Source organism: Kitasatospora sp. NPDC056731 (genome assembly GCF_040687675.1).
Taxonomy (GTDB): Bacteria; Actinomycetota; Actinomycetes; order Streptomycetales; family Streptomycetaceae; genus Kitasatospora.
Map to the genome: position 1 here is coordinate 61,918 of NZ_JBFBNR010000026.1, position 25,402 is coordinate 87,319.

Annotated in this window: 23 protein-coding genes; 12 read left to right on the forward strand and 11 right to left on the reverse strand. The window is 72.7% G+C overall.

All coding sequences use genetic code 11. From position 1 onward, the window contains the following. Nucleotides 1–38: 38 nt before the first annotated feature. On the reverse strand, nt 39–446 hold the full coding sequence (locus tag AB0R04_RS25250) for a PLD nuclease N-terminal domain-containing protein (RefSeq protein ID WP_363374928.1): 408 nt from the start codon (nt 444–446) through the stop codon (nt 39–41). A gap of 90 nt (nt 447–536) precedes the next feature. Between AB0R04_RS25250 and AB0R04_RS25255 the strand changes: the two genes are divergently transcribed. Together AB0R04_RS25255 and mqnP are read left to right on the forward strand one after the other, a co-directional pair. After that, nucleotides 537–1,994, forward strand: coding sequence for a menaquinone biosynthesis decarboxylase (locus AB0R04_RS25255; RefSeq protein ID WP_063348882.1), 1,458 nt, complete (start codon nt 537–539; stop codon nt 1,992–1,994). Further along, a complete protein-coding gene (gene mqnP, locus AB0R04_RS25260; RefSeq protein ID WP_363375016.1) occupies nt 1,982–2,887 on the forward strand; it encodes a menaquinone biosynthesis prenyltransferase MqnP in 906 nt (301 codons plus the stop codon). Before AB0R04_RS25255 ends, mqnP begins: the two co-directional genes overlap by 13 nt. A gap of 27 nt (nt 2,888–2,914) precedes the next feature. On the opposite strand, the gene AB0R04_RS25265 is transcribed toward mqnP, so the two are convergent. The 4 genes from AB0R04_RS25265 to AB0R04_RS25280 form a co-directional block, all read right to left on the reverse strand. After that, on the reverse strand, nt 2,915–3,706 hold the full coding sequence (locus AB0R04_RS25265) for a hypothetical protein (protein WP_363374930.1): 792 nt from the start codon (nt 3,704–3,706) through the stop codon (nt 2,915–2,917). A gap of 207 nt (nt 3,707–3,913) precedes the next feature. Further along, a complete protein-coding gene (gcvH, locus tag AB0R04_RS25270) occupies nt 3,914–4,309 on the reverse strand; it encodes a glycine cleavage system protein GcvH (RefSeq protein WP_363374933.1) in 396 nt (131 codons plus the stop codon). Nucleotides 4,310–4,425: 116 nt separating this feature from the next. Continuing rightward, complete coding sequence (locus AB0R04_RS25275; RefSeq protein ID WP_363374934.1) at nt 4,426–5,181, reverse strand: alpha/beta hydrolase; 756 nt, start codon at nt 5,179–5,181, stop codon at nt 4,426–4,428. A gap of 65 nt (nt 5,182–5,246) precedes the next feature. Then, nucleotides 5,247–6,473 carry an FAD-dependent oxidoreductase gene (locus tag AB0R04_RS25280; protein WP_063348886.1) on the reverse strand — a complete coding sequence of 409 codons (1,227 nt, stop codon included), beginning with the start codon at nt 6,471–6,473 and terminating at the stop codon, nt 5,247–5,249. 102 nt (nt 6,474–6,575) lie between these two features. Between AB0R04_RS25280 and AB0R04_RS25285 the strand changes: the two genes are divergently transcribed. Both AB0R04_RS25285 and AB0R04_RS25290 read left to right on the forward strand, forming a co-directional pair. Next, on the forward strand, nt 6,576–7,349 hold the full coding sequence (locus AB0R04_RS25285; RefSeq protein WP_363374937.1) for a TetR/AcrR family transcriptional regulator: 774 nt from the start codon (nt 6,576–6,578) through the stop codon (nt 7,347–7,349). A 74-nt stretch (nt 7,350–7,423) separates the two neighbouring features. After that, nucleotides 7,424–7,792 (forward strand): VOC family protein, encoded by a 369-nt coding sequence (locus tag AB0R04_RS25290; RefSeq protein ID WP_363374940.1) that lies wholly within the window; start codon nt 7,424–7,426, stop codon nt 7,790–7,792. 74 nt (nt 7,793–7,866) lie between these two features. Here AB0R04_RS25290 and AB0R04_RS25295 read toward each other — a convergent pair whose 3' ends face one another. From AB0R04_RS25295 to AB0R04_RS25305, 3 genes are all read right to left on the reverse strand, one after another. After that, complete coding sequence (locus AB0R04_RS25295) at nt 7,867–9,933, reverse strand: hypothetical protein (RefSeq protein WP_363374943.1); 2,067 nt, start codon at nt 9,931–9,933, stop codon at nt 7,867–7,869. Between the two features lie 248 nt (nt 9,934–10,181). Beyond that, on the reverse strand, nt 10,182–10,892 hold the full coding sequence (locus tag AB0R04_RS25300) for an MOSC N-terminal beta barrel domain-containing protein (protein WP_363374946.1): 711 nt from the start codon (nt 10,890–10,892) through the stop codon (nt 10,182–10,184). Between the two features lie 94 nt (nt 10,893–10,986). Beyond that, on the reverse strand, nt 10,987–11,730 hold the full coding sequence (locus tag AB0R04_RS25305) for a cyclase family protein (RefSeq protein ID WP_063348889.1): 744 nt from the start codon (nt 11,728–11,730) through the stop codon (nt 10,987–10,989). 66 nt (nt 11,731–11,796) lie between these two features. On the opposite strand from AB0R04_RS25305, the gene AB0R04_RS25310 reads away from it, so the two are divergent. The 6 genes from AB0R04_RS25310 (at nt 11,797) to AB0R04_RS25335 (ending at nt 17,825) form a co-directional block, all read left to right on the forward strand. Continuing rightward, nucleotides 11,797–12,471 (forward strand): UbiX family flavin prenyltransferase, encoded by a 675-nt coding sequence (locus tag AB0R04_RS25310; protein WP_363374948.1) that lies wholly within the window; start codon nt 11,797–11,799, stop codon nt 12,469–12,471. Nucleotides 12,472–12,590: 119 nt separating this feature from the next. Then, nucleotides 12,591–13,049, forward strand: a complete 459-nt coding sequence (locus AB0R04_RS25315) for an Lrp/AsnC family transcriptional regulator (RefSeq protein WP_063348891.1) — start codon at nt 12,591–12,593, stop codon at nt 13,047–13,049. Nucleotides 13,050–13,052: 3 nt separating this feature from the next. Continuing rightward, entirely contained in the window at nt 13,053–14,015 is a 963-nt protein-coding gene (locus AB0R04_RS25320) for a threonine/serine dehydratase (protein ID WP_063348892.1), read from the forward strand. 51 nt (nt 14,016–14,066) lie between these two features. Further along, entirely contained in the window at nt 14,067–15,230 is a 1,164-nt protein-coding gene (gene mqnE / locus AB0R04_RS25325; protein WP_063348893.1) for an aminofutalosine synthase MqnE, read from the forward strand. A 112-nt stretch (nt 15,231–15,342) separates the two neighbouring features. Beyond that, nucleotides 15,343–16,617, forward strand: a complete 1,275-nt coding sequence (locus AB0R04_RS25330) for a L,D-transpeptidase family protein (protein WP_363374951.1) — start codon at nt 15,343–15,345, stop codon at nt 16,615–16,617. A 263-nt stretch (nt 16,618–16,880) separates the two neighbouring features. After that, on the forward strand, nt 16,881–17,825 hold the full coding sequence (locus tag AB0R04_RS25335) for a beta-ketoacyl-ACP synthase III (RefSeq protein ID WP_063348894.1): 945 nt from the start codon (nt 16,881–16,883) through the stop codon (nt 17,823–17,825). 389 nt (nt 17,826–18,214) lie between these two features. Here AB0R04_RS25335 and AB0R04_RS25340 read toward each other — a convergent pair whose 3' ends face one another. Beyond that, nucleotides 18,215–18,862 (reverse strand): TetR family transcriptional regulator, encoded by a 648-nt coding sequence (locus tag AB0R04_RS25340; protein ID WP_063348895.1) that lies wholly within the window; start codon nt 18,860–18,862, stop codon nt 18,215–18,217. A 436-nt stretch (nt 18,863–19,298) separates the two neighbouring features. Here AB0R04_RS25340 and AB0R04_RS25345 point away from each other — a divergent pair, with 436 nt between their 5' ends. Beyond that, nucleotides 19,299–21,710, forward strand: coding sequence for a PQQ-binding-like beta-propeller repeat protein (locus tag AB0R04_RS25345; RefSeq protein WP_363374955.1), 2,412 nt, complete (start codon nt 19,299–19,301; stop codon nt 21,708–21,710). Between the two features lie 49 nt (nt 21,711–21,759). Here AB0R04_RS25345 and galE read toward each other — a convergent pair whose 3' ends face one another. Beyond that, nucleotides 21,760–22,746, reverse strand: coding sequence for a UDP-glucose 4-epimerase GalE (galE, locus tag AB0R04_RS25350; protein ID WP_063348897.1), 987 nt, complete (start codon nt 22,744–22,746; stop codon nt 21,760–21,762). A 245-nt stretch (nt 22,747–22,991) separates the two neighbouring features. Between galE and AB0R04_RS25355 the strand changes: the two genes are divergently transcribed. Further along, entirely contained in the window at nt 22,992–24,041 is a 1,050-nt protein-coding gene (locus AB0R04_RS25355; protein ID WP_363375018.1) for a trypsin-like peptidase domain-containing protein, read from the forward strand. 120 nt (nt 24,042–24,161) lie between these two features. Here AB0R04_RS25355 and AB0R04_RS25360 read toward each other — a convergent pair whose 3' ends face one another. Beyond that, entirely contained in the window at nt 24,162–25,331 is a 1,170-nt protein-coding gene (locus tag AB0R04_RS25360; RefSeq protein ID WP_363375020.1) for a sensor domain-containing protein, read from the reverse strand. Between the last annotated feature and the right edge of the window lie 71 nt (nt 25,332–25,402).

A 25,402-nucleotide genomic window follows, 5' to 3' on the forward strand; every position in this document is an offset into this window, starting at 1 on the left:
CGGGTGGGCTGTCCGGGGGATCCCCCCAGTGGCTCCGATCAGCTCTTTCGGCCGTCCTCGGGCTCGTCCTCGCCCCGCAGCTCCTGCTCGCGGCGGCGCAAATCGGCCTCCCACCGCTTCAGCATGTCCTCGTGATCGTTGTCGCTCCTCTTCAACGAAGCGAGGAATTCGGGGTCGTCGTCCGGTGCGAGCGGGCGGCCGTCGCGCCGGACCGGCTGCCCCGGACGACCGTCGGCGTCGTCGGGCGCCCCGGTCCGCAGGAGGCCGCGCTGCTTGCCGGCCACCAGCCAGGCGATCGGGCCCACCGGCGGGAACAGCAGCACGATGAGCACCCACACCGGCTTGGGCAGGTGCTTCACCAGGTCCTCGGGCGTGGTCAGGCAGTCGATGAACGCCCACACCCAGAGCGCGAGCGGAAGGACGATGGTCAGAAGAATTCTCAGCACGGCGGCGATCTCCCTGCGGGGCGGTCGGGGCGGGTGCCTTCCCGGGGCCCTTGACGGAGCCAGGCTATCCGGTGGCGGATACTGACAGGCATGGCATACGACGATCTCCGCTCGTTCCTGCGGGCACTCGACCGTGAGGGCGACCTCAAGCGCATCAAGGCAGAGGTGGACCCGCACCTGGAGATCGGCGAGATCGTCGACCGGGTCCAGAAGGCCAAGGGCCCCGCGCTGCTCTTCGAGAACGTCAAGGGCTCGTCGATGCCGCTCGCGATGAACGTCTTCGGCACCGAGCGGCGCCTCGCCAAGGCGCTCGGCCTCAAGGGCCCGGACGACATCGCGGAGAAGATCGCCGGCCTGCTCAAGCCCGAGCTGCCGCAGGGCTTCACCGGCTTCCGGGACGCCTTCGGCAAGCTCGCCTCGATGGCGCACGTGCCGCCCCGGCACGTGAAGTCCGGCGACGCACCGGTCCACGAGGTCGTGCTCACCGGCGACGACGTCAACCTGGACGAGCTGCCCGCCCTGTTCACCTGGCCGATGGACGGCGGCTCCTTCTTCAACCTGGGCCTCACCCACACCAAGGACCCGGACAGCGGCATCCGCAACCTCGGGCTCTACCGGCTCCAGCGGCACGACCGCCGCACCATCGGCATGCACTGGCAGATCCACAAGGACAGCCGCAACCACTACGCGGTGGCCGCGAAGCGCGGCGAGCGGCTGCCGGTCGCGATCGCCTTCGGCTGCCCGCCCGCCGTGACCTACGCGGCCACCGCGCCGCTGCCCGGCGACATCGACGAGTACCTGTTCGCCGGCTTCGTCGCCGGGGAGCGGGTGAAGATGGTCGACTGCAAGACCGTCCCGCTCCAGGTCCCGGCCGACGCCGAGGTGGTGCTGGAGGGCTGGCTGGAGCCCGGCGAGATGCTCCCCGAGGGCCCGTTCGGCGACCACACCGGCTTCTACACCCCGCAGGAGCCGTTCCCGGCGCTGAAGATCGACTGCGTGACGATGCGCCGCCGCCCGATCCTCCAGTCCATCGTGGTCGGCCGCCCGCCGACCGAGGACGGCCCGCTGGGCAAGTTCACCGAGCGGTTCTTCCTGCCGCTGCTGAAGATCATCATCCCGGACATCGTCGACTACGACCTGCCCGAGGCCGGCGGCTTCCACAACTGCGTGATCGTCTCGATCGACAAGAAGTACCCCAAGCACGCCCAGAAGACGATGCACGCCATCTGGGGCGCCCACATGATGTCGCTGACCAAGCTGATCATCGTGGTGGACTCCGACTGCGACGTGCACGACTACCAGGAGGTCGCCTGGCGGGCCTTCGGCAACGTCGACTACAGCCGCGACCTCACCGTCGTCGAGGGCCCGGTCGACCACCTCGACCACGCCTCCTACCAGCAGTTCTGGGGCGGCAAGGCCGGCATCGACGCGACCCGCAAGCTCCCCGAGGAGGGGTACACCCGCGACGGCGGGTGGCCCGAGATGGTCGAGTCGGACCCGGCCACGGCCGCCCTGGTGTCCCGCCGCTGGAAGGAATACGGGCTGTGAGCACGGCTGCCGTCGAAACCCCGGGGCGCACGAAGGCCTTCCTGCGCCTGGTGATGATCGAGCACTCGGTCTTCGCCCTGCCCTTCGCCTACACCGCCGCACTGACGGCCATGTTCCTCGCCGACAAGCGGGTGCACTGGGGCGAGCTGTTCATCGTCACCGTCTGCATGGTCGGCCTGCGCACCTTCGCCATGGCCGCCAACCGGATCATCGACCGCGAGATCGACGCCCGGAACCCGCGCACGGCCTCGCGCGAACTCGTCACGGGCGCGGTGTCGCTGAAGACGGCGTACGCCGGCTCGGCCGTGGCGCTGATCGTCTTCCTCGGCGCGGCGGCGATGCTCAACCCGCTCTGCCTGGCGCTCGCGCCGGTCGCCGTCGTGCCGATGGTGGTCTACCCGTACGGCAAGCGCTTCACCGACTTCCCGCAGGCCATCCTGGGCCTCGCCCAGGCCATGGGCCCGGTCGGCGCCTGGCTCGCGGTGACCGGCACCTGGTCGTGGGACGCCCTCGTACTGGGCGTCGCGGTCGGCGTGTGGATCGGCGGCTTCGACCTCATCTACGCCTGCCAGGACGTCGAGTCCGACCGGCACGGCAAGGTGCGGTCGGTACCGGCCCGCTTCGGCATCCCGGCGGCCATCTGGGGCGCACGGGTGTGCCACGTCGTCACGACGCTCCTGCTGGGGTGGTTCGCGCTCCTGACCCACGCCGGTGCGGCGTTCTGGGTCGGCCTGGTCGTCGTCGCGGGGGCGTTCGTCTACGAGCACACCATCGTCAAGCCGAACGACCTCTCCAAGCTGAACCGGGCGTTCTTCCAGACCAACGGCTTCGTGGGCATCTCGCTGTTCGTCTTCGCCCTGCTGGACCTGATCATCCGGGGCCTGGGGATCTGAGCGGCCCGGCCGCCGGCCGGGCACGCCCTAACGGAACAGGGACGCGTGATCCGTGGCCCAGGTGCGGAAGTTGCGGGGTGGGTGGCCGGTGAGGTCCTGGACCGTTGTGGTGGCCGGGTTTGGGGTGGTGATGCGGGCGTGGATGAACTCCAGTGCGCTGTCGACGGCCGCCCCGGGCCGGCCGGTGGCGGACATGCGGCGGCGGGCCGCCTCGCGGGGGATCTCCTGCCACTTCACCGGGCGGCCGGCGGCCTCGCCGATGATGTCCACCTGTTCCGCCTGGGTCGGGCACTCCGGGCCGGTGAGCAGGTAGTGCGCGCCGTCGTGGCCGTCCTCGGTGAGGGCGCGGACGGCGACCGCCGCGATGTCCCGCTCGTCCACCGGGTTCAGTCCGGCCGCGCCGCCGTAGCCCTGCACGGCGCCCCCGGAGCGGATCTCCTGCGCCCACTGGAGCGCGGCGGTGAACCCGTGCGCCCGCAGCACCGTGTGCCGGACCCCGCTCCCGGCGAGCAGCGCCTCCACCTCGCCCTCGGCCCGGACGGTCGTCGAGGAGAGGAACACCACCCGCCCGACCTCCCGGGCCAGCACCCCCACCGCGTCCGCCGCCTCGTCCGCCGTGGGGAACGGCCACCCCAGCAGCACCGCGCCCGCCTCCTGGACCGCCGCCTCCAGCGATGCCGGGTCGAGCAGGGCCCGCTGTGTCAGGGTCCGCACGCGCACCCCGGCGGCGGCGAGCTGCAGCCCGACGTGTCGCTCGACCGCTCCGGGGACGCCGACCGCCAGCACGGGTGACGTCTCGTCAACTCGCTTCTCTGTCATGACTCGAACGTAGGCGAGAAGTATGAGACGCCCCATGTGTGCGGGTCTCCGGTTCATGCGCCATCGTCTACCAGGCGTGCGCCAACTCCCGTGCGCCCCCGAGTGCTTCGCGCGCCGACCTCGCCCTGGCCCCCGCCACCTGGCCGGGCGCCGGCTGCGCACAGGAGGTCGGCAAGTCCGACTTCCTGTGCGCTCGGCCCGGGGTGGCTACTCCGAACGGCTGGAGATGAAGGCCTCGTACTGGGCGGCCGTGAGCAACTGCTTCAGCTCGTCAGGCTGGGCGACGGTGAGCTCGATGATCCAGCCGTCGCCGTACGGGTCCGTGTTGATCAGCTCGGGTTCGTCGCCCAGGCCCTCGTTCACCGCGGTGACCGTTCCGGTGAGCGGCATGAAGATCTCGCTCACCGCCTTGACGGACTCCACCGTGCCGAACGCTTCGTCGGATTCGAGCTGCTTCCCCATGGTGGGGATGTCGGCGAAGACGACGTCGCCGAGCTGCTTCTGCGCGTAGTCGGTGATGCCCACGCGGGCCTTGTCCTTGCCGGTGGTCCGCACCCACTCGTGGTCCTTGGTGTACTTGAGGTCTTTCGGGACGTTGGCCATGGAGATCTCCGCGAGGTCGAGGCGACTGCACTGACGGATCGTCAGTCATGCGGAGGAGCCTGCTACAGGTCTCCGCCCCTCGCCGCGAAGCGCACCCGGCCGGGTGAAGGCGGGTGTCAGTTGTGCAGGAAGGACTCCAGCGAGGTGGCCAGCGCCACCGGCGTCTCGTACATCGGGTAGTGGCCGCTGCCGTCGAGCTCCTCCAGTTCGGCGTTGGGGTAGTGGGCGAGCCAGGTGCCGCGCATCACGTCGGCGGTCAGGGCGAGGTCGTGTGCGCCCACGATCACCTTGACGGGGACGGGGTTCCCGCTGATGCGGCGTTCCAGGTCGGCCGTCGCCCAGTCCCGCACGTACCCGCCGAAGGCCTCGGGTGTGGAGAGCCAGAGCGACTGGTCGACCATGCGGTCCAGCCAGACCCGGCCCGCCCGCTGCCCGGTGACCAGGTCGAGGATCGCGTACCGCTTCTCGCGGTCCTCGGCGGCGCCGTAGAACAGCGCCTCGCCGTCGGCGTCCAGCGGGTAGGCCCCGGCGGGGACGGGCGCCAGGCCGACGAGCTTGCGCACCCGCAGCGGCGCCTCGGCCAGCACCTGCTGCGCGGCCTTGCCGCCCATCGAGTGGCCGATCAGCGAGAAGCGGTCCCAGCCGAGTTGATCGGCCAGGGCGAGCGCGTCGGCGGCGATCTCGGCGAGCGTGTAGGAGCCGGTGACGTCCTTCCGTTCCCCGTAGCCCCGGTAGTCGAGGAACGCGTAGCTGAAGGCCCTGCCGTCGAGGTAGTCGAGGAAGGGGCCCCAGCCCGCGCTGGTGCCGAACCAGTCGTGCAGGACCAGGACGTGGTGGTCGCCGGTGCCGGTCGAGCGGTGAGGGATCGTCATGCCCTCGGTCCTTCCCGGAAAGCCTCCCGCCCGAACGGCCGGTCGCCGGCCCGTGCGGCAGGCGGCTACGCCATGGGCCGTCGGGCGAAGTCCGGGGCGTGTTCGGGGCGGGGGCCGAAGGCGATCAGGCGGGAGATGCCCAGCCGGACCGCCGGGACGTGGCGGACGAGCGCGGCGAATCCCATCGGCGGGCCGGACCGCCGGCCGGTGAGCGCCGGGACGAACATCACGCCGTGCAGGATCCGCTGCAGCCGTTGGATGACCACCGTCGGCATCTGGCGCCGCCGTTGCACCCGGGCGAGCGCGGCGGTGGTCGGGCGGCCGCGCAGCAGCGGCTCGGCGAGCAGGGTGGCGGCCGCGACGGCGTCCTGGATGGCGAGGTTGATGCCCACCCCGCCGGCCGGGGACATCGCGTGGGCGGCGTCGCCGATCAGCAGCAGCCCGTCGGTGTACCAGCGGTCCAGCCGGTTGAGCCGGGCGTCGAGCATGTGGACGTCGTCCATGCCCGCCAACTGGTCGACGCGGTCGGCGTACTGGGGCAGCAGCCGGGCGATCCGCTCGCGGAAGCGCTCCACGCCTTCGGCGCGCAGCTGCGGGTCGGAGCCCTTCGGCTTGAAGTAGGCGATCTGGAAGTAGCTGTCGCGGGCGATGCTGAGGGCCAGCTCGCCGTCGCCGAAGCCGGCGACGAGGCTGGGCGGCGCGGCCTGCTCCTCCGCGTGCCGGGGCAGGCGGAACCACCAGACGTCGAAGGGCACCGGGTACTCCTCGGCCACCAGCCCGGCCGCCTTGCGCAGGGTGGAGTGCCGGCCGTCGGTGCCGACGGTGAGGTCGGCGCGGAGCTCGCCCTGTTCGCCGTCCCGGGTGCGGTAGCGCACGCCGGCGACCCGGCCGCCCTCCCGGATCAGCCCGGTGGCCTCGGTGTTCATCCGCAGGGTGAAGGTGGGCTCCTGCCGGGCTTCCTCGACGAGGAAGTTGAGCAGGTCCCACTGCGGCATCATCGCGATGTAGTTGTACGGCGCGGGCAGCCGGTCGTAGGCGCTCAGCGGGACTTGGCCGACGCCGGGCACTGGCACCACCAGGTTGCCGAGCCGGCTCTGCGGCAGCGCGGCGAACTTCCGGCCGAGGCCGAGTTCGTCCATCAGCCGCACGGTGGAGGCGTGGACGGTGTCGCCGCGGAAGTCCCGCAGGAAGTCCCCGTGCTTCTCCAGCACGGTCACCTCGACACCCGCCCGGGCCAGCAGCAGGCCCAACATCATTCCGGCCGGTCCGCCCCCGGAGATCACGACGCTCATGGCTCTCTCCCTTGCTGTGCTCGGTTGATCACCTTCCGTGTGGAACTTGCATTTACAGAGTCTCTGGAACTGTCTCAGGTGTCAAGTAGTATGCTGCTTCACATGAAGGATCTGGTGGCGGCCGCCCTCACGGCGGCGAAGGACCGGGGCCAGGACGTCGCGGACGTCCCGCTGACGGCGATCGCCGCGACGGCCGGCATCTCCCGCAGCACCCTGCTGCGCAGGCTCGGCGGCTGCCGGGCACCGCTGGACGAGGCGGTCCGGCAGGCGGGCGTCGACCCGGGCGGACGGCCGCCGGTACGGGAGCGTGCGATCGCGGCGGCGGCCGGGCTGGTGGCCGAACGCGGCCTGGGCGGGGTCACCCTGGACGCCGTGGCGGACCGCGCCGAGTGCTCGCTGCCCAGCCTGCACACCGTCTTCGAGGGCCGGGACGGCCTGCTCACCGCCGTCTTCCTCCAGTACGGCCCGCTGCCGGACCTGGAAGCGCTCGCCGCGAACCCGCCGGAGCGCCTGGAGGACACCGTCCGGGCGCTCCACCGCGCCTTCGCCGCGGCCTTCGACCGCCAGCCCCGGGTCATGCCGGCGGTCTTCGCCGACCTGTTCGCCCGACCGGACGGCCCCGCCTCCCGGATGATGGCGGCCCACCTGCCGCGACTGTTCGACGGCCTCGGCCGGCTGCTGCTGCCATACATCGAGGCCGGACGGCTGCGTCCGCTGCCGCTCCCGGTGCTGCTCCAACTGCTGTTCGGCCCGCTGATCAACCACATCCTGCTGCGGCCGGTCCTCGAACCGGCCCTCGGCGCCGGACTGCCCTCGCTGGAGGAGTCCATCGACCTCTTCGCCGAGGCCTACCTGCGGGCGGTCGCCCTGCCGTAGCGGGGCCGGAAGGCTTCACCCCTCCGGGGCGCCTGCGAGAATCACGGCCGCAGAACCCGGCGGAGGGGAAGACCGTGATCGGCAAGCTGCAGTGCCTCGTGCTCGACTGCCCGGACCCGGCCGTGCTGGCCCGCTTCTACGCGGGGCTGCTGGGCGGCGAGGTCGACCGTCCGGACCCGCGCTGGTCGCTCGGCGAGGGCTGGTCCACCCTGCACCTCGACGACGGCACGGTGCTCAGCTTCCAGGGCGTCGTCGACCATCGCCCGCCGCGCTGGTCGGACCCGGCCCACCCCCAGCAGGCGCACCTGGACATCGACGTCGAGGACCTGGCCGCCGCCGAGCGCGAGGTGCTCGCCCTCGGCGCCGTCCGGCTGCACGACGCCGGCCGCTGGCGCATCTACGCCGACCTCGCCGGGCACCCCTTCTGCCTGATCCGTTCCTAGAGCGCACCTCCCGGGAAACGCCGAGCCCCGGCGCGCCGGGCGAAGCCGGGGAGCCGGGGCTCGGACGGAGGCGGTCAGGCGCTGCGGCGGCGGCGCGCGACGAAGAGCGCGCCGATGCCGCTGACGAGCAGGGCGGCGGCGCCCGCCGCGGTCTTGATGACGCCGTCCGACCCGGTGTGGGCGAGCTCGCCGCCCGCCAGCTGGGTGGTGCCGGTGGTGCCAGTGGCGCTGGTGGTGTCGGTCTCGTCGGCGGTGCCGGTGGTGTAGCTGGTCCGGATGACGGGGCCGGTGCCGATGCCGGAAGTGTCGGCGGTGAGCTGGATCGCGGTGCCCTGCGGGCCCGCGATGGCGGCGTGGGCGGTGCCCTCGTTGATGTGGGCGAACGGGCTGACGGCGGTCTGGCCGACCTGGGCCTCGGCGGTGTAGGCGAGGCGGACGTGCTTGGTGATGGTCGCGCCTGCCGCGAGGGCGTCGTCGCTGATGAGGTAGCGGGCGGGGCCGCCGGACTGGGGGCCCGGGGTGCCGGGCACGGTCTCCCAGGCGCCGTCGGCCTTCTGCATCTCCAGGACGCTGTGCGGGTCGATCCACAGGATGGTGGCGAGCTTGCCGAACCGGGAGGCGCTGGGGTTGTTGACGGCGACGTCGAACTCGACCGGGGCGCCGCCGACGACGGCGGTGGTCGGCGCGTTCTTGAGCTCGACGGCCAGCGACTTCACCGTGACGTCCTTGGTGGCCTCGGCGAGCACGGTGTCCTCGGCCGCCGGGTCGACGACGGCGGAGTAGAGCTTGGTCGGCTGGTTGTAGCCGCCCGCGTCGTTGTTGCCCACGGCGGCGAGCCGCAGCTGGAAGGTCTTGGTGGCGCCGGCGGGGACGGTCAGGCCGGCGACCTTGCCGCTGAAGTTGAAGGTCCTGTCGCTCTGCTTGAAGGTCAGCTCGACGGGCTTCCAGGTGCCGTCGGCGTCGCGGTAATCGATGGCGAACGCGTCGTGAACCCGGGCGTGCACGTTGCTCACGTTGAGCTTCAGGGTGAACGGGGCCTCGGCGGTGCCCGGGTTGGTGACGGTCTCGGAGAACTCGACGGGCTCGCCGCCGAACCCGATCGGGGACGGCTCCTGGATGGTCAGCGCCGGCTTGGCGGTGACCGGGGCGGCGGTGACGTCGATCGCGACGAACTGGGGGCCCAGAACGAGGGGCATGAAGCCGGGGCCGCTGTCGAGCATGGCCCACGGGTGGATGTAGGCCGTGCCGAGCGGGGCGTCGGCGGCGAACGCGAAGCGGACGTGCCGGGTGTCGCTGCTGCCGGCGGCGATGGTCCTGTCGTCGGTGAGGTGGTACGTGACGCGGTCGGAGCCCGGCTGGCTGCTGGCGGTGCCGGTGATGTTCTCCCAGCTGCCGTCGGCCTTCCGCACCTGGAGCGTGCTGTGCTTGTCCGCCTCCACGACCTTGTCGACGGTGGTGTAGCGCGAGGCGCTGGGGTTGTTCACGGTGACGTCGAACTCGACCGGGGCGCCGCCGGCGACGGCGGTGGTCGGCGCGTCCTTGACCTGCACGGTGAGGGCCTTGGCCGTGATCTGCTTGGTGCTCTCGGCGAGAACGGTCCCGGCCGGGTTGGTGAGGGCGGAGCGGAGGGTGACGGGCGAGTCCTGGTTGCCCCAGGTGTTGTGGACCGGGGTGGCGATGCGCAGCTGGAGCGTCTTGGTGGCGCCGGCGGCGACGGTCACGCCGGTGATCTCGCCGGTGGCGCCGGTGGACTGGCTGGAGGCCGACGTGACGGGCTTCCAGGTGCCGTCGGCACCGCGGTAGTCGAGGGTGATGCTGCCGTTCGAGATGGCCGTCGTGCTGCTCGCGTTGAGCTCCAGGGTGAACGTCGCCTCGTCGGTGCCGGGGTTGGAGACGGTCTCGGTGAACTCGACCGGCTCGCCGCCGTGGCCGATCGACGCCGGTGCGTTGACCGTCAGCTCCGGCTTGGTGGCCTCGTTCGCGGCCTTCGCGGTGCCCTCCGCCGCGGCGGTGGCGGCCGCCGGTGCCTCGGCGGCGTACGCGGCCGGGGAGGACAGCACCGCGCCGGTGGCCAGCAGCACGCCGAGGGTGGCGGCGGTGAGGACGGTGGAGCGGGAACGACGGGCGCGGACAGCAGGCATGGAAATACCCCCCGGGGTGTTCTGCCGTCGGCATTTCAGCCGCTGGCCGGTACGTGTGGTTGCAGTCGGACCCGAAGTTCGAGGGCGTCGCCCCCAGCGCCTCTCGCGGTCCGGGTTCGGCGGGCTTCCCCGCCTCTCACTGACATAGACGTGCGGCGGCCGCCGGGGTTGCAGGTGATCCAAAAGTTTTTTCGAAAACCTCTGAGACCGCCCTGACCTGCGGTTCCGCTCTCCAGCGCCCGCCGGGCTCAGTGCAGCGCGAGCTCGTCGCCCACGCTCAGCCGCCCGGGGGCGGCGACCTCGGCGAGGGCGTCGAGCCGGCCGTCATGGGCGTGCACGATCGCCTTGAGGATCTCGGGGGCGTGCGGCAGCCCCGGCTGCGGGGCGCCGGTCATCGCGCAGCGCTCGCTGGAGCGGACGAAGGCGAGGCGGGCGCCGGCGCGGCCGTGCCCCTCCCGGCCGAACCAGCCGTCCTCGACGAAGGGCGGGGTGCCCGGGGGCGTCCGCAGCAGGATGTTGGGGCGGAACCGGCGCTCGTCGACCACCGTGAAGGGGGCGGCCTCGCGGACCCAGTCCAGGGTGGCGGTGGTGAGCACGCTGACCGGCAGCTGGTCGAAGTGGGAGACGGCGTCCTCGCGGGCGAGTTCGACGTCCTCGCGCTGGAGGTAGGCGCGCAGGAAGGCGCCCGGGTCGGCGACCGGGCGGCCGAGCGGGTCGAACAGTTCGGGGCCGTCGATCCGGTGGCCGAGGCGGGCGGAGAGGCGGAGCAGGCCGTCCATCCGGCGGAAGCGGCGGGTGTTCTTGCCCGAGCCGAGCTTGCCGTCCGCGTCGCGGACGGCGTAGAGGCGGTCGCCGGCCAGGCCGCGCTCGTCCACCTCGACGGAGTCGAGCCGCTCGCCGCCGGTGGACTTCACGGGGTAGCGCCAGAGTCGCTCGATCACTCCGATGATCTCTGCCATGGGCGGACAGCGTAGCGGCGGCGCCGGGGGATGGTCTAGACCAAGTCCCGTGCGGCGACTGGCCGGAACGGCCCGGGGCGGGTCTTCGAACTCCCTAGCCCAGCCGCGCCACCGCCCGGACCGGCGCACCGTCCGCCGCCGCCAGCCGCAGCGGGAACAGCGACACCTCGACCGGCCGCCCGGCCTCCTGGGCGTCCAGCAGCGCCCGCAGATCGGTCAGGTTCTCGGCGATCACCCCGCCGCCGGGCGCCCCCAGCAGCACCCGGTGCGCGGCGAGGGTCGGCTCGTCGGCGCCGGGCTGGTCGTGCTCGTCGGTGAGGTCCGCGAGCAGCGCGGCGACCGCCGGGTCGCCCGGGCCCGGGTCGGGGGTGGGGTCGACGCTCAGCGCGTCCACCCCGACGGTCCGCACCCCGGCGGCGACGATCGCCTCGGCGGCGGCCGCGGTCAGGCTGGGGTGCGCGAGGTAGGCGTCGGTGCCCCAGTGCCGGGCCCAGCCGGTGGCGAGCAGCAGGACGGACCCCTCGCCGACGCGCGCCAGGGCGGGCGCGAGCAGCTCGGGGGTGACGGCGGCCCGGGGCTCCAGCCCGCGCAGGTCGGCGAGCACCGCAGGGCCGGTGAACCGCTCCAGCGGCAGCCCGTCCAGGGTCGGCCAGGTGACGTCCACGTGGTAGGGCGCGTCCACGTGCGTCCCGGACTGCGAGCCGAGGTGCAGGGCCAGCACGTTCACCCCGGCGGTGGCGGTGGTGAGCGCGGGCTCCAACAGGACGGCCGGATCGCCGGGGTAGACCGGCATCGCGGTGGTCACCTGATGGGTGAGGTCGACGAGGGTCGCTGCCATGCCCCCATCCTTCCAGGGGAGCCCGCGGATGAGGCCCGACCGGGTGAGTCCGGATAGAAATGGGACATGGGAACAGTCAAGCGTCAGCCGTGGGTGGTCGGGGTCTCTGGTGCGTCGGGGACGCCGTACGCCGCCTCGGTGATCCGGGCGCTGCTCGCCGCCGGGGAGCCGGTGGACCTGATCGTCAGCCGAGCCGCCCGGCTCACCATCCTCGACGAGACCGGCATCTCCTTCCGGGACGCCCACTGGCGCGCCGACCTGGCCGCCTGGCTGGGCTCCGACGAGGGCCTGGACGACGTCCGCTACTGGCCCGCCGGGGACTTCGCGGCCGGCCCGTCCAGCGGCTCGTACCCGGCCAAGGGCATGCTGGTGGTGCCCGCGACCACCGGTGCGGTGGCCGGGATCGCGCTCGGTCTGAGCAAGGACCTGCTGCAGCGGGTGGCCAGCGTCACCCTCAAGGAGCGCCGCCCGCTGGTCGTGTGCGTGCGCGAGGCGCCACTCAACGGGGTGACGTTGAAGCACCTGGTGGAGCTCGACGCGCAGGGCGCCGTCGTCCTCCCCGCCTCTCCCGGGTTCTACGCCGGCGGCTCGACCGTGCGGGAACTCGTCGACTTCGTGGCCGGCCGGGTGCTGGACGCGGTCGGCGTCCCGCATTCCCTGTACCTGCGCTGGGAAGGGGAGTTGGGGGCGGCGGCCCGCCGGGCCGACGAGAACGGCAGCGTGTCGGCTGAGGGGGAGTGAGGAGGCTGGGGGCGGGAGAGTATCTTCTCTGCGATATCCGGGTTGTTCCGCGCATGGCGCCTTGGAATCCGGATAATGATCTGTGGGTCTGGTGAGGTTCGGAAGGACGCGGACGGTATATGGACACGGTGGACAGACAGCTCATCCAGGCGCTCCGGGAGAACGGCCGCGCGTCCTACGCCGAGCTGGGCCGGCTGGTCGGGCTCTCCGGCCCGAGCGTCACGGACCGGATCAACCGACTGGAGCAGGCCGGTGTCATCACCGGCTACCGCGCGACGGTCAATCCGGCCTCGCTCGGCTTCGGCGTCACGGCCCTGATCGGCCTTCAGCTGACCGATGCCGCCGACCACGAGGACGTCGCGCACCGGCTCAAGGACCTCAACGAGGTCGAGGACTGCTGGTTCATCGCGGGTGACGACTCCTACATGCTCAAGGTCCGGGTGGCCGACGTGGCTGGCCTGGAATCGGTGGTCAAGCGGATCTCGGGCACGAAAGGCGTGGCCCGCACCCGCACCACCGTCGTACTCTCCACGAAGTGGGAGAACCGGGTGAGCGAGCTCCCTCCCGAAGGAGAGTGACGGATGGCACTGGTCGGTCTGGAGGAGCTGCGCGCCGCTCGGCAGCGGATCGCGGGGGTGGCCGTGCGCACCCCGCTGGTTCCCGCCCCGTGGGCGGACGAGGGGGAGCGCCGGCTCTGGCTGAAGCCCGAGAACCTCCAGCCGACCGGGGCCTTCAAGACCCGCGGCGCGTACAACCGGCTGGCCGCGCTCACCGAGGCCGAGCGGGCCCGCGGCGTGGTCGCCCAGTCGAGCGGCAACCACGCGCAGGCGGTGGCGTACGCGGCGGCGCTGCTCGGCATCAAGGCCGTGATCGTGATGCCGGACACCTCGCCGGCGGTGAAGGTGGAGTCCACCCGGGGGTTCGGCGCCGAGGTGGTCCTGGTGTCGCCGGAGGAGCGGGACACCCTGCCCGCCGAACTGGCCGAGCGGCACGGCTACGTCTGGGTGCCGCCGTACGACGACCCGTTCATCATCGCGGGCCAGGGCACGGTCGGCCTGGAGATCGCCGAGGACGCCCCGGCCGGGCTGGACACCGTCCTGGTGCCGGTCAGCGGCGGCGGCCTGATCTCCGGGACGGCGGCCGCGCTCAAGCTCACCCGCCCGGGCATCCGGGTGATCGGCGTGGAACCGGAGCTGGCCGCCGACGCGCAGGCCAGCTTCCGGGCCGGCCGCCGGCTGGCCTGGCCGGTCGCCGACACCTACCGGACCATCGCGGACGGCCTGCGCACCCCGTCGGTCGGCGAGCTGCCCTTCGAGCACCTGACCGCGTACGTGGACGACATCGTCACCGTCACCGAGGACGAGATCCGCGCCACCGTCGCCCTGCTGGCCCGCCGCGGCCGGCTGGTCGCCGAGCCCTCCGGCGCGGTCGCCCCGGCGGCCTACTTCCACCGCGCCGCCGAGACCGGGGGCCGGACGGTCGCGGCCGTGGTCAGTGGTGGCAACATCGACCCTGCACTGCTCGCTGAGCTGCTGTCGGCATAGGCGTACGCTCGGTCCGGCAAGGAATCGAAGTCGGAGGAGGCGGGGCACCGCATGGACGCAGGGCTGAAGCGCGAGCTGGAGGCGAAGGTCTACGCGGGTGAGCGGCTGACCCGCGAGGACGGGATCGCGCTCTACGAGAGCGACGACCTGGCCTGGCTGGGCGGTCTGGCCCACCACGTGCGGACGCGGAAGAACGGCGACGTCGTCCACTTCAACGTCAACCGCCACCTCAACATGACCAACGTGTGCAGCGCGTCCTGCGCGTACTGCTCGTTCCAGCGCAAGCCGGGCGAGAAGGACGCCTACACGATGCGCATCGAGGAGGCCGTCCGGCTCGCCAAGGCGATGGAGGTCGACTCCCTCACCGAGCTGCACATCGTCAACGGCCTGCACCCGACCCTGCCCTGGCGCTACTACCCGCGCTCGCTGCGGGAGCTGAAGGCGGCCCTGCCGAACGTCTCGCTGAAGGCCTTCACCGCCACCGAGATCCACTGGTTCGAGAAGATCAGCGGCCTGCCCGCCGACGAGATCCTGGACGAGCTGATCGACGCCGGCCTGGAGTCGCTGACCGGCGGCGGCGCGGAGATCTTCGACTGGGAGGTCCGCCAGCACATCGTCGACCACGACACCCACTGGGAGGACTGGTCGCGGATCCACCGCCTCGCCCACAGCAAGGGCCTCAAGACGCCGGCCACCATGCTGTACGGCCACATCGAGGAGCCCCGCCACCGGGTGGACCACGTGCTGCGGCTGCGCGAGCTGCAGGACGAGACCGGCGGCTTCCAGGTCTTCATCCCGCTGCGCTACCAGCACGACTTCCACGACTCCAAGGACGGCGTCGTGCGCAACAAGCTGATGGCCCGCACCGAGATGGCCACCGGCGCCGAGGCGCTGAAGACCTTCGCGGTCTCCCGGCTGCTCTTCGACAACGTCCCGCACGTCAAGGTCTTCTGGGTGATGCACGGCGTCACCACCGCCCAGCTGGCGCTCAGCCACGGCGCGGACGACATGGACGGCTCGGTGGTCGAGTACAAGATCACCCACGACGCGGACAACTTCGGCACCCCGAACAAGCTGGGCCGCGACGACCTGCTCGACCTGATCCGCGACGCCGGCTTCCGCCCGGTCGAGCGCAACACCCGCTACGAGATCATCCGCGAGTACGAGGGCCCGGACCTGGGGCGCCGCGAGGCCCCGCAGGCGATGCGCCTCTGACCGGAGAACTCCCCCGCCGCCCGGGCCCCGGCCCGGGCGGCGGCGTTTCTTCACCGCCCCCGCACCCGCCCCGGGTTTACCAACCGGTACACCGTTTGGCAGGATCGGCGGTATGTCCGGTTCTCATCGCGCCACCACGTACCCGTCGTACGAGCCGATAGCGGAGCCGGTGTACGGGGTGCCGCAGCAGCCGTACGGGGCGGGTGAGCCGTACCAGCAGCCCGTCCGGCAGGACCACTACGGCGAGTACGGGCAGCTCCCGCAGGCCCCTGACGGGTACTTCGAGGCGTACGAGCAGCCGTTCCAGCCATCCCAGCCGTTCCAGCCGTACGCCGCCGGGCCCGACCCGCTCGTCGCCCCCGAGCCGGTGTACGCCCCCGAGCCGGTCTACACCCCCGGGCCGGCGTACGACGCCGAGCCGGTGTACGCCCCCGAGTCGGTGTACGACGCCGAACCGGTGTACGCGTTCGAGCCGGAGCCCGTCCGGCAGCCCACGCCCCCGCCCGTGGCGGCGCCCGTGGGTGCCCGGGCGGCCGCCCGGGGGCACCGCCGGAAGGCGAAGAAGAAGCGTCACGGCAAGGCGGTGATGGCCGGCACCGCGCTGCTGGTCGCGGCCGCCGCCGGCTGGTACACCGTCGGCCAGGACGACGCCAAGCCCGTCGCCGCAGCCGCCGACGGCCCCGGCCCGGAAGGCGTCAGCACGCCCGACCAGCCGGCTCCCGCCGCCCGTGCCGCCGCCGACCGGCAGACCCAGCCCCCGGCCGCCGACCGCAGCCAGGTCCGCACGGACGGCTCGGTCGCCGCGATACCCGGCCTCGGCGCCGACTTCGTCGCGAAGATACCCACCGAGACCACCCAGGTGGTGCTCGCCTCCGGCCAGGACAAGAACGGCAACAAGAACACCGTCACCCTCTGGACCCGCACCCCCGAGGGCCGCTGGCTGGCCGGCGAGACCTGGCAGGGCCACAACGGCAACAACGGCTGGACCGCCGACCACAACGAGGGCGACCTGCGCAGCCCGATCGGCGTCTTCGCGCTCTCCGACGCGGGCGGCCGCAAGGCCGACCCGGGCAGCAAGCTCCCGTACGACAAGGACCCGAGCTTCGTGGTCTCCGGGACGGGCTTCTTCGGCGACCAGCTGGCCGGCTCCTTCGACTACGTGGTCGCGATCAACTACAACCGGGTGCCCGGAAACTCCCCGCTGGACCCGCGCCGCCCGATGGGGGCGAAGAAGGGCGGCGGGATCTGGATCCACGTCGACCACGACGGCCCCACCCACGGCTGCGTCTCGATCCCCGAGGACAAGATGGCCGAGCTGATCCGCACCCTGGACCCGGCGGCCCACCCGGTGATCGTGATGGGCGACGCCGCCTCGCTGTCCGCCTGACCCCGGCGTTCCGGCCCCGGCCTGCCCCCGACCTGCCCCCGGCCCGACACCGGCGTTCCGGGGGCGTCCGCACGGTGTTCCGGGCGGTGTCGGCCCCGTCATCGGCGGCGGTGCCCGCCCCGTCGTCCGCATCGGCGTCGATCCCGGCGCGACCGGAGGCCAGTCGCCGCAACGCCCCTTGTCGGGCTCCTACAGATCGCGGGGGCGGATCCTGTAGCCGGGCGCGCCCCGCTGACCAGTGGGTAACCCGGTTCCATGGCAGTATGAGCGGTTCGCGCATTGTGGCACTCGGCCACTACCAGCCCCCCAAGGTCCTCTCCAACGACGACCTGGAGGCGCTCGTCGACACCAACGACGAGTGGATCCGTAGCCGGGTGGGCGTCAGAACCCGGCACATCGCCGAGGGCGAGACCCTGGTCGACCTCGCCACCGAGGCCGCGCAGAAGGCGCTCGCCAAGAGCGGCCGGACGGCCGACGAGATCGACCTGATCGTGGTCGCCACCTGCACCGCGATCGAGCGCAGCCCCAACACCGCCGCCGCCGTGGCCGCCCGGCTCGGCGTCCGGGCGCCCGCCGCGTACGACATCAACACGGTCTGCTCCGGCTTCTCGTACGCCCTGGCCACCGCCGACCACGCGATCCGGGCCGGCGCGGCGCGCCGCGCGCTGGTGATCGGCGCCGAGCGGATGTCGGACACGCTGGACTGGACCGACCGCACCACCTGCGTGATCTTCGGCGACGGCGCCGGCGCCGCAGTGGTCGAGGCCCAGGAGGACGGTGCCGAGCCCGGCATCGGCCCGGTGGTCTGGGGCTCCGAGCCGGAGAAGGGCGACGCCGTGGTGATCACCGGCTGGGACCCGGTGATCAGCCAGCAGGGCCAGTCGGTGTTCCGCTGGGCCACCACCCAGCTCGCCCCGCTGGCCCGCCGGGCCTGCGAGCAGGCCGGGATCGACCCGTCGGAGCTGAAGGGCTTCGTGCCGCACCAGGCCAACCTGCGGATCATCGACTCGATCGCCGCCAAGCTGGGCCTCACCGACGCGGTGGTGGCCCGGGACGTGGTCGACTCCGGCAACACCTCGGCCGCCTCCATCCCGCTGGCCTTCTCCAAGCTGGTCGAACGCGGCGAGCTGTCCCCGGGCGACCCGGTCCTGCTCTTCGGCTTCGGCGGCGGGCTCGCCTACGCCGGCCAGGTGGTCCGCTGCCCCTGACGGCGCGGAGCCGGACGTCCTAGGGCGTGTCTTCAAACCCCCGCCTGCGCGCCGACGCCGGGGCACGCACCTCGCCGCGTTGTCGTCGGTCGCCGATGCTCCGCATGGACTCCCTCCTCCGCCTTGCGATGCACGCACCCCAACGCCGCCACGCCCGCCCTCCGGGCGGACGACGGGGGTTTGAAGACACGCCCTGGGGCCCCTGAGGGGCCGCAACGCGAACATGCCGGTGGGCGGGCACCCTGTGTGAGGGGTGCCCGCCCACCGGCATGTCTGGCGCGCGTGCGGTACGTCGGCGGACCTCCCCCGAGGACACGGCCGCCGTCCGTCGTACCCCGGACAGGAGGCCGGGGCTGCGCGCGGAGCGGATGGTCGGTTGAGCGGATGGTCTACTTGGGCGGCTTCTTGCCGGTGACGCCCAGGTACACCAGGGGAGCGAGGTTGGGCTTGAGGTCCTTGACCTTGACGCCCCAGGCGGTGAAGGCCTTCTGGTGCTCGGCCGCCGAGGCGAGCAGCGAGACCAGGGCCCCGGCGACGGCGTTCGGGTCGAGCGACTTGTCGGCCTGGCCCTTCGCCTGGAGTTCCTTGACGGCCTCCGCGAGCGGCTTGGCGACCGCGTTGAGGACCGTCATGCGGATCTTGAAGAACCGCTTGTCCCCTTCGGCGGCACCGAGCGTGACCACTCGGAGAATGGCGTCGTTCTTGCGCCAGAAGGCGAGGAATCCGTCGACCAGTTCTTCCGAAGTGGTCGGACCGGACTTCCCTGCCCAGGACTTTCCGGCCACCAGCTCTTTGAGGGTGTCGGCGTCCTTGGCCATTTCCTCGGCGATTTCGAGGACAGCGCCCTCGACATCCGGGAAGTACTGGTAGAAGGTCGCGGGGGAGGTACCCGCCATACGGGCGACGTCGATGACCTTGACGTCCCGGTACGGCGACGTGCTGAGCATCTCGCGGAGGCAGTCGAGCAGCTTCTGCCGCGTTTCCTGTCCGCGTCGCCCGGCGACGCGACCGTCGACGGTGCGAACTTGTCCTGTCATGCCGTCAGCTTACCGTGGCACGATCTTGGCGCGATTCGGTGATGCGACTATTACTCCGCACGGGGGGTTGCTATAGGGGCATGAACCACTTCGGACGGATATTCACCGCGCTCCGCAGGCGTCGTTGAAGCCCCCCCGTGTGCCGTTGACCCCACAGCGTGACGGCGAGTCCGCTGAGGGGTGATCGAGTGACAGAGCGTGACGACTGGCGGCGTCGGAAGATCGGCGCCGAAGGGGAGGGTCCGGGCGTCCGGGTGCAAGCCGCGGCCGGAACGGGCGTCAGAATCCGGCCGTTCCGTCATCACCGGCCGGACGGCGGCGCTCCCGGGGCGGCCGTCGGCTCTGGGCGGGGGAGGTTGGAGATGGGCCGGGCGGCATTGGAGAATCGGGTCCGGCACCACGCGGCGGGTGCGGAAAACGGGGAGGTGGCAGCGGAGTGGACCAGCTGACGGCGCACGATCCGAGGCGGATCGGGCCCTTCGAGGTGCTGGGGCGGCTCGGCGCGGGTGGGATGGGGCTGGTCTACCTGGCGCGCTCCGCCTCCGGCCGGCGGGTGGCCATCAAGACCGTCCGGGGGGAACTGGCCGAGGACGAGCTGTTCCGCGTCCGCTTCGCGCGCGAGATCGAGGCGGCCAAGACGGTCGGCGGTTTCTACACCGCGGCCGTGGTGGACGCCGACGCGGACGCCCGGGTGCCCTGGTTGGCCACCGCGTACATCCCGGCCCCCTCGCTGGAGGACCTGGTCGAGGAGTGCGGTCCGCTGCCGGTGGACGCCACCCGCTGGCTGATCGCGGGCATCGCCGAGGCGCTGCAGTCCATCCACGCGGCCGGGCTGATCCACCGGGACCTCAAGCCCTCCAACGTGCTGGTGGTCGAGGACGGCCCGAAGGTGATCGACTTCGGCATCGCCTCCGGCGTCTCCAGCACCCGGCTCACCATGACCAACGTCGCGGTCGGCACCCCCGCCTACATGTCCCCCGAGCAGGCCAAGGACAGCCGTAACGTCCGGGGCGCCAGCGACGTCTTCTCGCTCGGCTCGCTGATGGTGTTCTGCGCGACCGGGCACCCGCCCTTCAGCGGCTCCAACCCGGTCGAGACGGTGTTCCAGCTGCTGCGCGAGGAGCCGGACCTGTCCGGGATGCCACGCGAGCTGATGGACCTGGTCCGCGCCTGCATGCGGCCCTCGCCCGAGCACCGGCCCACCCCGGCGCAGATCCAGGCCGAACTGGCCCCGCACCTGTTCTCCCGGGACGACGCCGCCGGCGAGGTCGGCGACTGGCTCCCCGTGAACGCGCTGGAGCTGATCGAGCGCAAGCGCGGCCGCCGCCCGAGCGCGCCGCCCCGGGCCGTCCAGCTGCCGGGCGGCGCGCCGCCGCCCCCGGCCGGGCCGCCGCAGGCCGGCCCGCTCCAGCCCCACCAGCCGCCGCAGCCGCACCAGCCGGTCCCGGTGCAGCGCCCCGGTCTGGACGACCCGCGCACCCACCCGGGCGGGGGGCACGCGCCGCCGCCGTCCGGGCCGGTGCACACGGGGCGGAGGCCGGGCCCGGTGTCCGACGGCGAGATCCCGACCGCGAAGATCGCCTCCCCCAACAAGCACCGCGCGCCGGGCGGCGGCGGGGCCGTCGAGGTGCGGCTGTCCGGAGCCTCGGTGCGGATAGGCCCCGGGCCGCGGGCCGAGCACGAGCAGCCCGGCCCGGGCACCGCCCCGGCCGAGACCGACTGGGTCCGCCGGATCACCCCGCCGCCGGCGCCGGCCGCCCGCTGGCGCCCCTGGCGGTTCCGGATGTCCAACGACGTCTGGGGCACCCCGGTGGTCGCCGACGGCACGCTCTTCGTCTCCAGCTTCGAGGTGCACGCGCTGGACATCGCCTCCGGCGAGCGCCGCTACAAGACCCGGGACGTCGCCTGGGCGCTCGCGGTGGACGCCGGCCGGGTGCACGCGGCCGACGGCCCGCACCTGTACACCGTGGATGTCGCGGACGGCACCGAGCGCTGGCGCACCTCACTGGACGGCTGGGTCTACTCGCTCTCCGCCGCCGACGGGGTGCTGTGCTGCGGCGTCCGCGGCGGCGGCGTCCAGCTGCGCTCGGCCGCCAACGGCGCCGAGCTGTGGCGGGCCGACGACGCCCAGCAGGACTACGAGAACCCGCAGTCCGGACCGGTCCTGGTGGCCGGCGCGGCCTACTACTACGGGGCCGGGCGGCTGCGCTGCATCGACCCGCACGGGGCCGGCCTGCGCTGGTCCTTCCCGGTCGGCGAGGACGTGCCCTCGCACCCGGTCGAGCGCGGCGGCGTGCTGTACGTGACGGCCGGCTCCCGGGTGTACGCGCTGGACGCGGCCAGCGGGGTCGAGCGCTGGCGCTTCGAGGCCCCGGTGGTGCTGTTCACCCCGCCCGCGCTGGACGCCGACGCGGTCTACGTGGCCGACTACCTCGGGACGGTGTACGCGCTGGACGCGGCCACCGGCCGGGACCGCTGGCGCGGGGTCACCGGCAACCGCCAGGGCGCCGAGCCGGTGGTGGTCGGGGACGGCATGGTGCTGGTCGGCAGCGGCGGGGTGCTGTACGCCTTCGAGGCGGCGAGCGGCCGGGAGCGCTGGCGCTACACGGCGCGCGGCGAGATCGTCGGCTCCCCGGCGGTGGCCGACGGCCTGGTGCACCTGGGCAGCCGGGACCACTCGCTGCACACCCTGGACCTGGCGAGCGGTCAGCTGCGCTGGGAGCTCGGCACCAAGGGCGAGCTGACCGGCTCGCCGGTCGCGGTCGGCGGCCGGGTCTTCGTCGGCTCCAAGGACCGCTGCGTGTACGCGCTGGACGCCTTCTACGGCACGGCCGTCCCGGCGCGCTGAACCGGCGCGGCGGCGGGGCGGGCGCCCCGCCGCCGTCGGACGCGTCCGATCAGGCCTTGCGGGCCCCGGGGTGGCGGCTGCACCAGCCGTCCCACGCGGAGGCCACCATCTCCGCCACGTCGTGGCGGGCGCCCCAGCCCAGCTCGCGGCGGATCAGGTCGGCCGAGGCCACCACCCGCGCGGGGTCGCCGGCGCGGCGCGGGGTCACCTCGGGGGTGGTGTCGTAACCGGTGACCTTGCCGATCACCTCCAGCATCTCCTTGACGCTGACGCCCTCGCCGCGGCCGATGTTGAGCACCAGCGAGGTCTCGCCGGCCGGGTCGGCGGCCAGCCGCTTGGCGGCCGCGACGTGGGCCGAGGCGATGTCGGAGACGTGGATGAAGTCGCGGACGCAGCTGCCGTCCTGGGTGGGGTAGTCGTCGCCGAAGACCCGCGGGGCCTCGCCGGCGGTGAGCCGCTCGAAGACCATCGGGATCAGGTTGAAGACCCCGGTGTCGGACAGCTCGGGGGAGGCGGCACCGGCCACGTTGAAGTAGCGCAGCGCCACGGTGGAGATGCCGTGGGCCTTCCCGGCCGCGGCGACCAGCCACTCGCCGGCCAGCTTGGTCTCGCCGTACGGGCTCATCGGGGCGCACGGGGTCGACTCGGTGACCAGGTCGACGTCCGGCATGCCGTAGACGGCGGCGGAGGAGGAGAAGAGGAAGCGCTTGACCCCGCCCTCGGCGGCGGCCTCCAGGACGGTCTGCAGGCCGATCATGTTCTCCCGGTAGTAGAAGAACGGCTGCTCGACGGACTCGCCGACCTGCTTCTTGGCGGCGAAGTGCAGGATGCCCTCGATCGCGTGCTCGCGGATGGCGGCGTCCAGGGCGGCCCGGTCCAGGGTGGAGCCCTCGACCAGGGCGACGCCCTCCGGCAGGCGGGAGGCGTCGCCGGTGCTGAGGTCGTCCAGGACGGCGACGCGCTCACCGGCGTCGAGCAGCTGGCGGACGACGTGCCCGCCGATGTATCCGGCACCGCCGGTGATCAACCAAGTCATGGGCCGATTCTAGGGTGTTCGGGTTTCCGTGGTGAGTGCCGGGCGAGTCGAGCCGTCAAATCGGACAAATCGGTGAAATGCTGACAAAGATTTCCGTGCTCTCAGCGTGGTGACGAATCGGAGGCAGTCAGGTGAGCCGAAAGAAGGAACACGCCCGCCCCCTGCCGGCCGGGCCCCGGCCGACCGGCCCCAGGACGGCCCACGGCCGGTTGCTCGTCCCCGGCGCGGTGGCCGTACTGACCGCGCTGGCGCTGGCCGGGTGCAGCAGCGGCTCCTCCTCGTCCGCCTCGCAGGCCGCGGGCTCCCCGTCGAGCTCCGGCTCGGCCCGGCCGGCCTCGTCGGCCCCCGCGCGGTCGGCCGACGGGAACCAGTTGCAGGACGACTACCAGCGGGTCATCGCCGACGTGCTGCCCTCGGTGGTGCAGATCACCACCGGCGACAGCCTCGGCTCCGGGATCGTCTACGACGACAAGGGCGACATCGTCACCAACGCCCACGTGGTGGGCACCGCGACCACCTTCACCGTCACCCTCGCCAACAGCACCAAGTCGCTGGACGCCACCCTGGTCGGCAGCTACCCCGACACCGACCTCGCGGTGATCAAGCTGAGCAGCCCGCCGAGCGGCCTCAAGCCGGCCGCCTTCGGGGACTCCGGCAAGGTCCAGCTCGGCCAGATCACCCTCGCCATGGGCAGCCCGCTCGGCCTCTCCAGCAGCGTCACCCAGGGCATCGTCTCGGCCACCGGACGGACCGTCTCCGAACCCAGGGGCGGCGGCTCGCCCGGCGCCACCATCGGCAACATGGTGCAGACCTCGGCCGCGATCAACCCGGGCAACAGCGGCGGCGCGCTGGTCAACCTGGACAGCCAGGTGATCGGCATCAACACGCTCGCGGCGACGGAGCCCGAGGCCAACGGCGCGGCCGCGCCCGGCATCGGCTTCGCCATCCCGGCGTCCACCATCACCAACATCACCGACCAGCTGATCAAGCAGGGCAAGGTCACCAACTCCGGCCGGGCCGCGCTCGGCATCACCGCCCGGACCAGCTTCAACCAGCAGTTCAAGCCCGCCGGCGCGGTCATCGTGGCGGTCACCGCGGGCGGCCCGGCCGCCTCGGCGGGGATGCAGGCCGGCGACGTGATCACCAAGATCGGGGACGCCGCGGTCGACTCGCTGAACGCGCTCACCACCGCGCTCGCCTCGCTCACCCCGGGCGACAAGGCCACCGTCGCCTACACCAGGGACGGCAACAGCCGGACCGCCGACGTCACCCTCGGCGCCCTGGAGAGCCCGTAGGACCCGGCCGGCCGGGCCGCACGCCGTGCAAGGGCTCCGCGGACCGGGCCGCCCCACCGGACCGGCGCCGGGACCTCGTCATCGCCTCGACGAGGTCCCGGCGCCGTGCCGCGCCCCGGTTCAGCGGCGGGCGGTGCGGGTGCGCCAGGGCAGTTCGACGGTGATGCTGCTCGGGCCGCCCTCCGGGCTCTGCACCAGGAGCACCCCGTCCACCGCGCGGATCCGCTCGGTCAGCCCGGCCAGGCCGCTGCCCGGGTAGGGGGCGGCGCCGCCCTTGCCGTCGTCCTGGACCAGCACCATCAGCTGGTTGTCGGAGCGCCAGACGTCGACCGAGGCGGTGCGGGCGCCGGCGTGCTTGGAGACGTTGGTCAGCAGCTCGCTGACGGTGAAGTACGCGATGCCCTCGACCGCCGAGTCCGGGCGCTCGGCCTGGCCGTCCGGCCCCTTCAGGTCGACGTTCACCTTGACCCCGCCGGGGACGGTGCAGCGGGCGGCGACCGAGGACAGGGCCGCGTCCAGGCCGCGGTCGGTGAGCACCGCCGGGTGGATGCCCCGGGCCAGGTCGCGCAGCTCCTGGAGGGCCAGCTTCACCTCGCCGTGCGCGTTGTCGACCATCTTCGTGGCGGCCACCACGTCGTCCTCGGTCTCGACCTCGCGCAGCCGCTCCTTGGCCATGCCCAGGTCCATGGCCAGCGCGACCAGGCGGGCCTGGGCGCCGTCGTGCAGGTCGCGCTCGATCCGGCGCAGGTCGGCGGCGGCGGTGTCGACCACCGTGCCGCGGTCGTCCTCCAGCTCGCGCACCCGCTCGGCCAGGGCGCCCGGGAAGAGCAGCGACTCGACCAGGATCCGGTCGACCGCCGCCAGCGCCCGGATCACCCAGGGCAGCACCGGCCACATCACGGTGACCGCGACCAGGGCCACCGTGAAGCTCAGGATGCCCCAGGGCAGCATCAGCACGTTGTAGAGCGCCGAGCGCCAGTTCAGCAGGTCGGTCAGGTGGGCGATGGTGAAGCCCACCACCCCCGGCCGACGCTGCTGCACCGGCTCCGGCTCGTGGATCGCGGAGTCGTACGCCGCGCGGGCCCGCCAGCGGCCCAGCCCGCCCAGGGCGCGGGAGAGGGCCAGCCCGCCGGCCAGCAGCGGCAGGCCGACCACGGTGATCGACATCCCCAGGCCGGCCGTGAGCGTGATGGCGGTGAGTGTGAAGCCGGCGACGCCGAGCGGCAGGTTGAGCAGCAGCTGGCCGACCTGCCGCCACATCTGCGCGCCGTACAGCGGCGAGCGGACCATCTGAGCGTCCTGCTCCTTGATGGCATCCACGGTGCGGCGGTGCAGCGGCTTCATCTGGATCTACCGTCCCT

Coding starts and splice junctions, on each gene's coding strand:
- AB0R04_RS25275 (WP_363374934.1), bottom strand. CDS start 5,181: ATGACGATCCCTCACCGCTCGACCGGCACCGGCGACCACCACGTCCTG.
- AB0R04_RS25340 (WP_063348895.1), bottom strand. CDS start 18,862: ATGACAGGACAAGTTCGCACCGTCGACGGTCGCGTCGCCGGGCGACGC.
- AB0R04_RS25285 (WP_363374937.1), top strand. CDS start 6,576: ATGAAGGATCTGGTGGCGGCCGCCCTCACGGCGGCGAAGGACCGGGGC.
- AB0R04_RS25335 (WP_063348894.1), top strand. CDS start 16,881: ATGAGCGGTTCGCGCATTGTGGCACTCGGCCACTACCAGCCCCCCAAG.
- AB0R04_RS25310 (WP_363374948.1), top strand. CDS start 11,797: ATGGGAACAGTCAAGCGTCAGCCGTGGGTGGTCGGGGTCTCTGGTGCG.
- AB0R04_RS25255 (WP_063348882.1), top strand. CDS start 537: ATGGCATACGACGATCTCCGCTCGTTCCTGCGGGCACTCGACCGTGAG.
- AB0R04_RS25315 (WP_063348891.1), top strand. CDS start 12,591: ATGGACACGGTGGACAGACAGCTCATCCAGGCGCTCCGGGAGAACGGC.
- AB0R04_RS25280 (WP_063348886.1), bottom strand. CDS start 6,473: ATGAGCGTCGTGATCTCCGGGGGCGGACCGGCCGGAATGATGTTGGGC.
- AB0R04_RS25295 (WP_363374943.1), bottom strand. CDS start 9,933: ATGCCTGCTGTCCGCGCCCGTCGTTCCCGCTCCACCGTCCTCACCGCC.
- AB0R04_RS25330 (WP_363374951.1), top strand. CDS start 15,343: ATGTCCGGTTCTCATCGCGCCACCACGTACCCGTCGTACGAGCCGATA.
- gcvH (WP_363374933.1), bottom strand. CDS start 4,309: ATGGCCAACGTCCCGAAAGACCTCAAGTACACCAAGGACCACGAGTGG.
- AB0R04_RS25265 (WP_363374930.1), bottom strand. CDS start 3,706: ATGACAGAGAAGCGAGTTGACGAGACGTCACCCGTGCTGGCGGTCGGC.
- AB0R04_RS25305 (WP_063348889.1), bottom strand. CDS start 11,730: ATGGCAGCGACCCTCGTCGACCTCACCCATCAGGTGACCACCGCGATG.
- AB0R04_RS25300 (WP_363374946.1), bottom strand. CDS start 10,892: ATGGCAGAGATCATCGGAGTGATCGAGCGACTCTGGCGCTACCCCGTG.
- AB0R04_RS25320 (WP_063348892.1), top strand. CDS start 13,053: ATGGCACTGGTCGGTCTGGAGGAGCTGCGCGCCGCTCGGCAGCGGATC.
- galE (WP_063348897.1), bottom strand. CDS start 22,746: ATGACTTGGTTGATCACCGGCGGTGCCGGATACATCGGCGGGCACGTC.
- mqnE (WP_063348893.1), top strand. CDS start 14,067: ATGGACGCAGGGCTGAAGCGCGAGCTGGAGGCGAAGGTCTACGCGGGT.
- AB0R04_RS25360 (WP_363375020.1), bottom strand. CDS start 25,331: ATGGTCCGCTCGCCGCTGTACGGCGCGCAGATGTGGCGGCAGGTCGGC.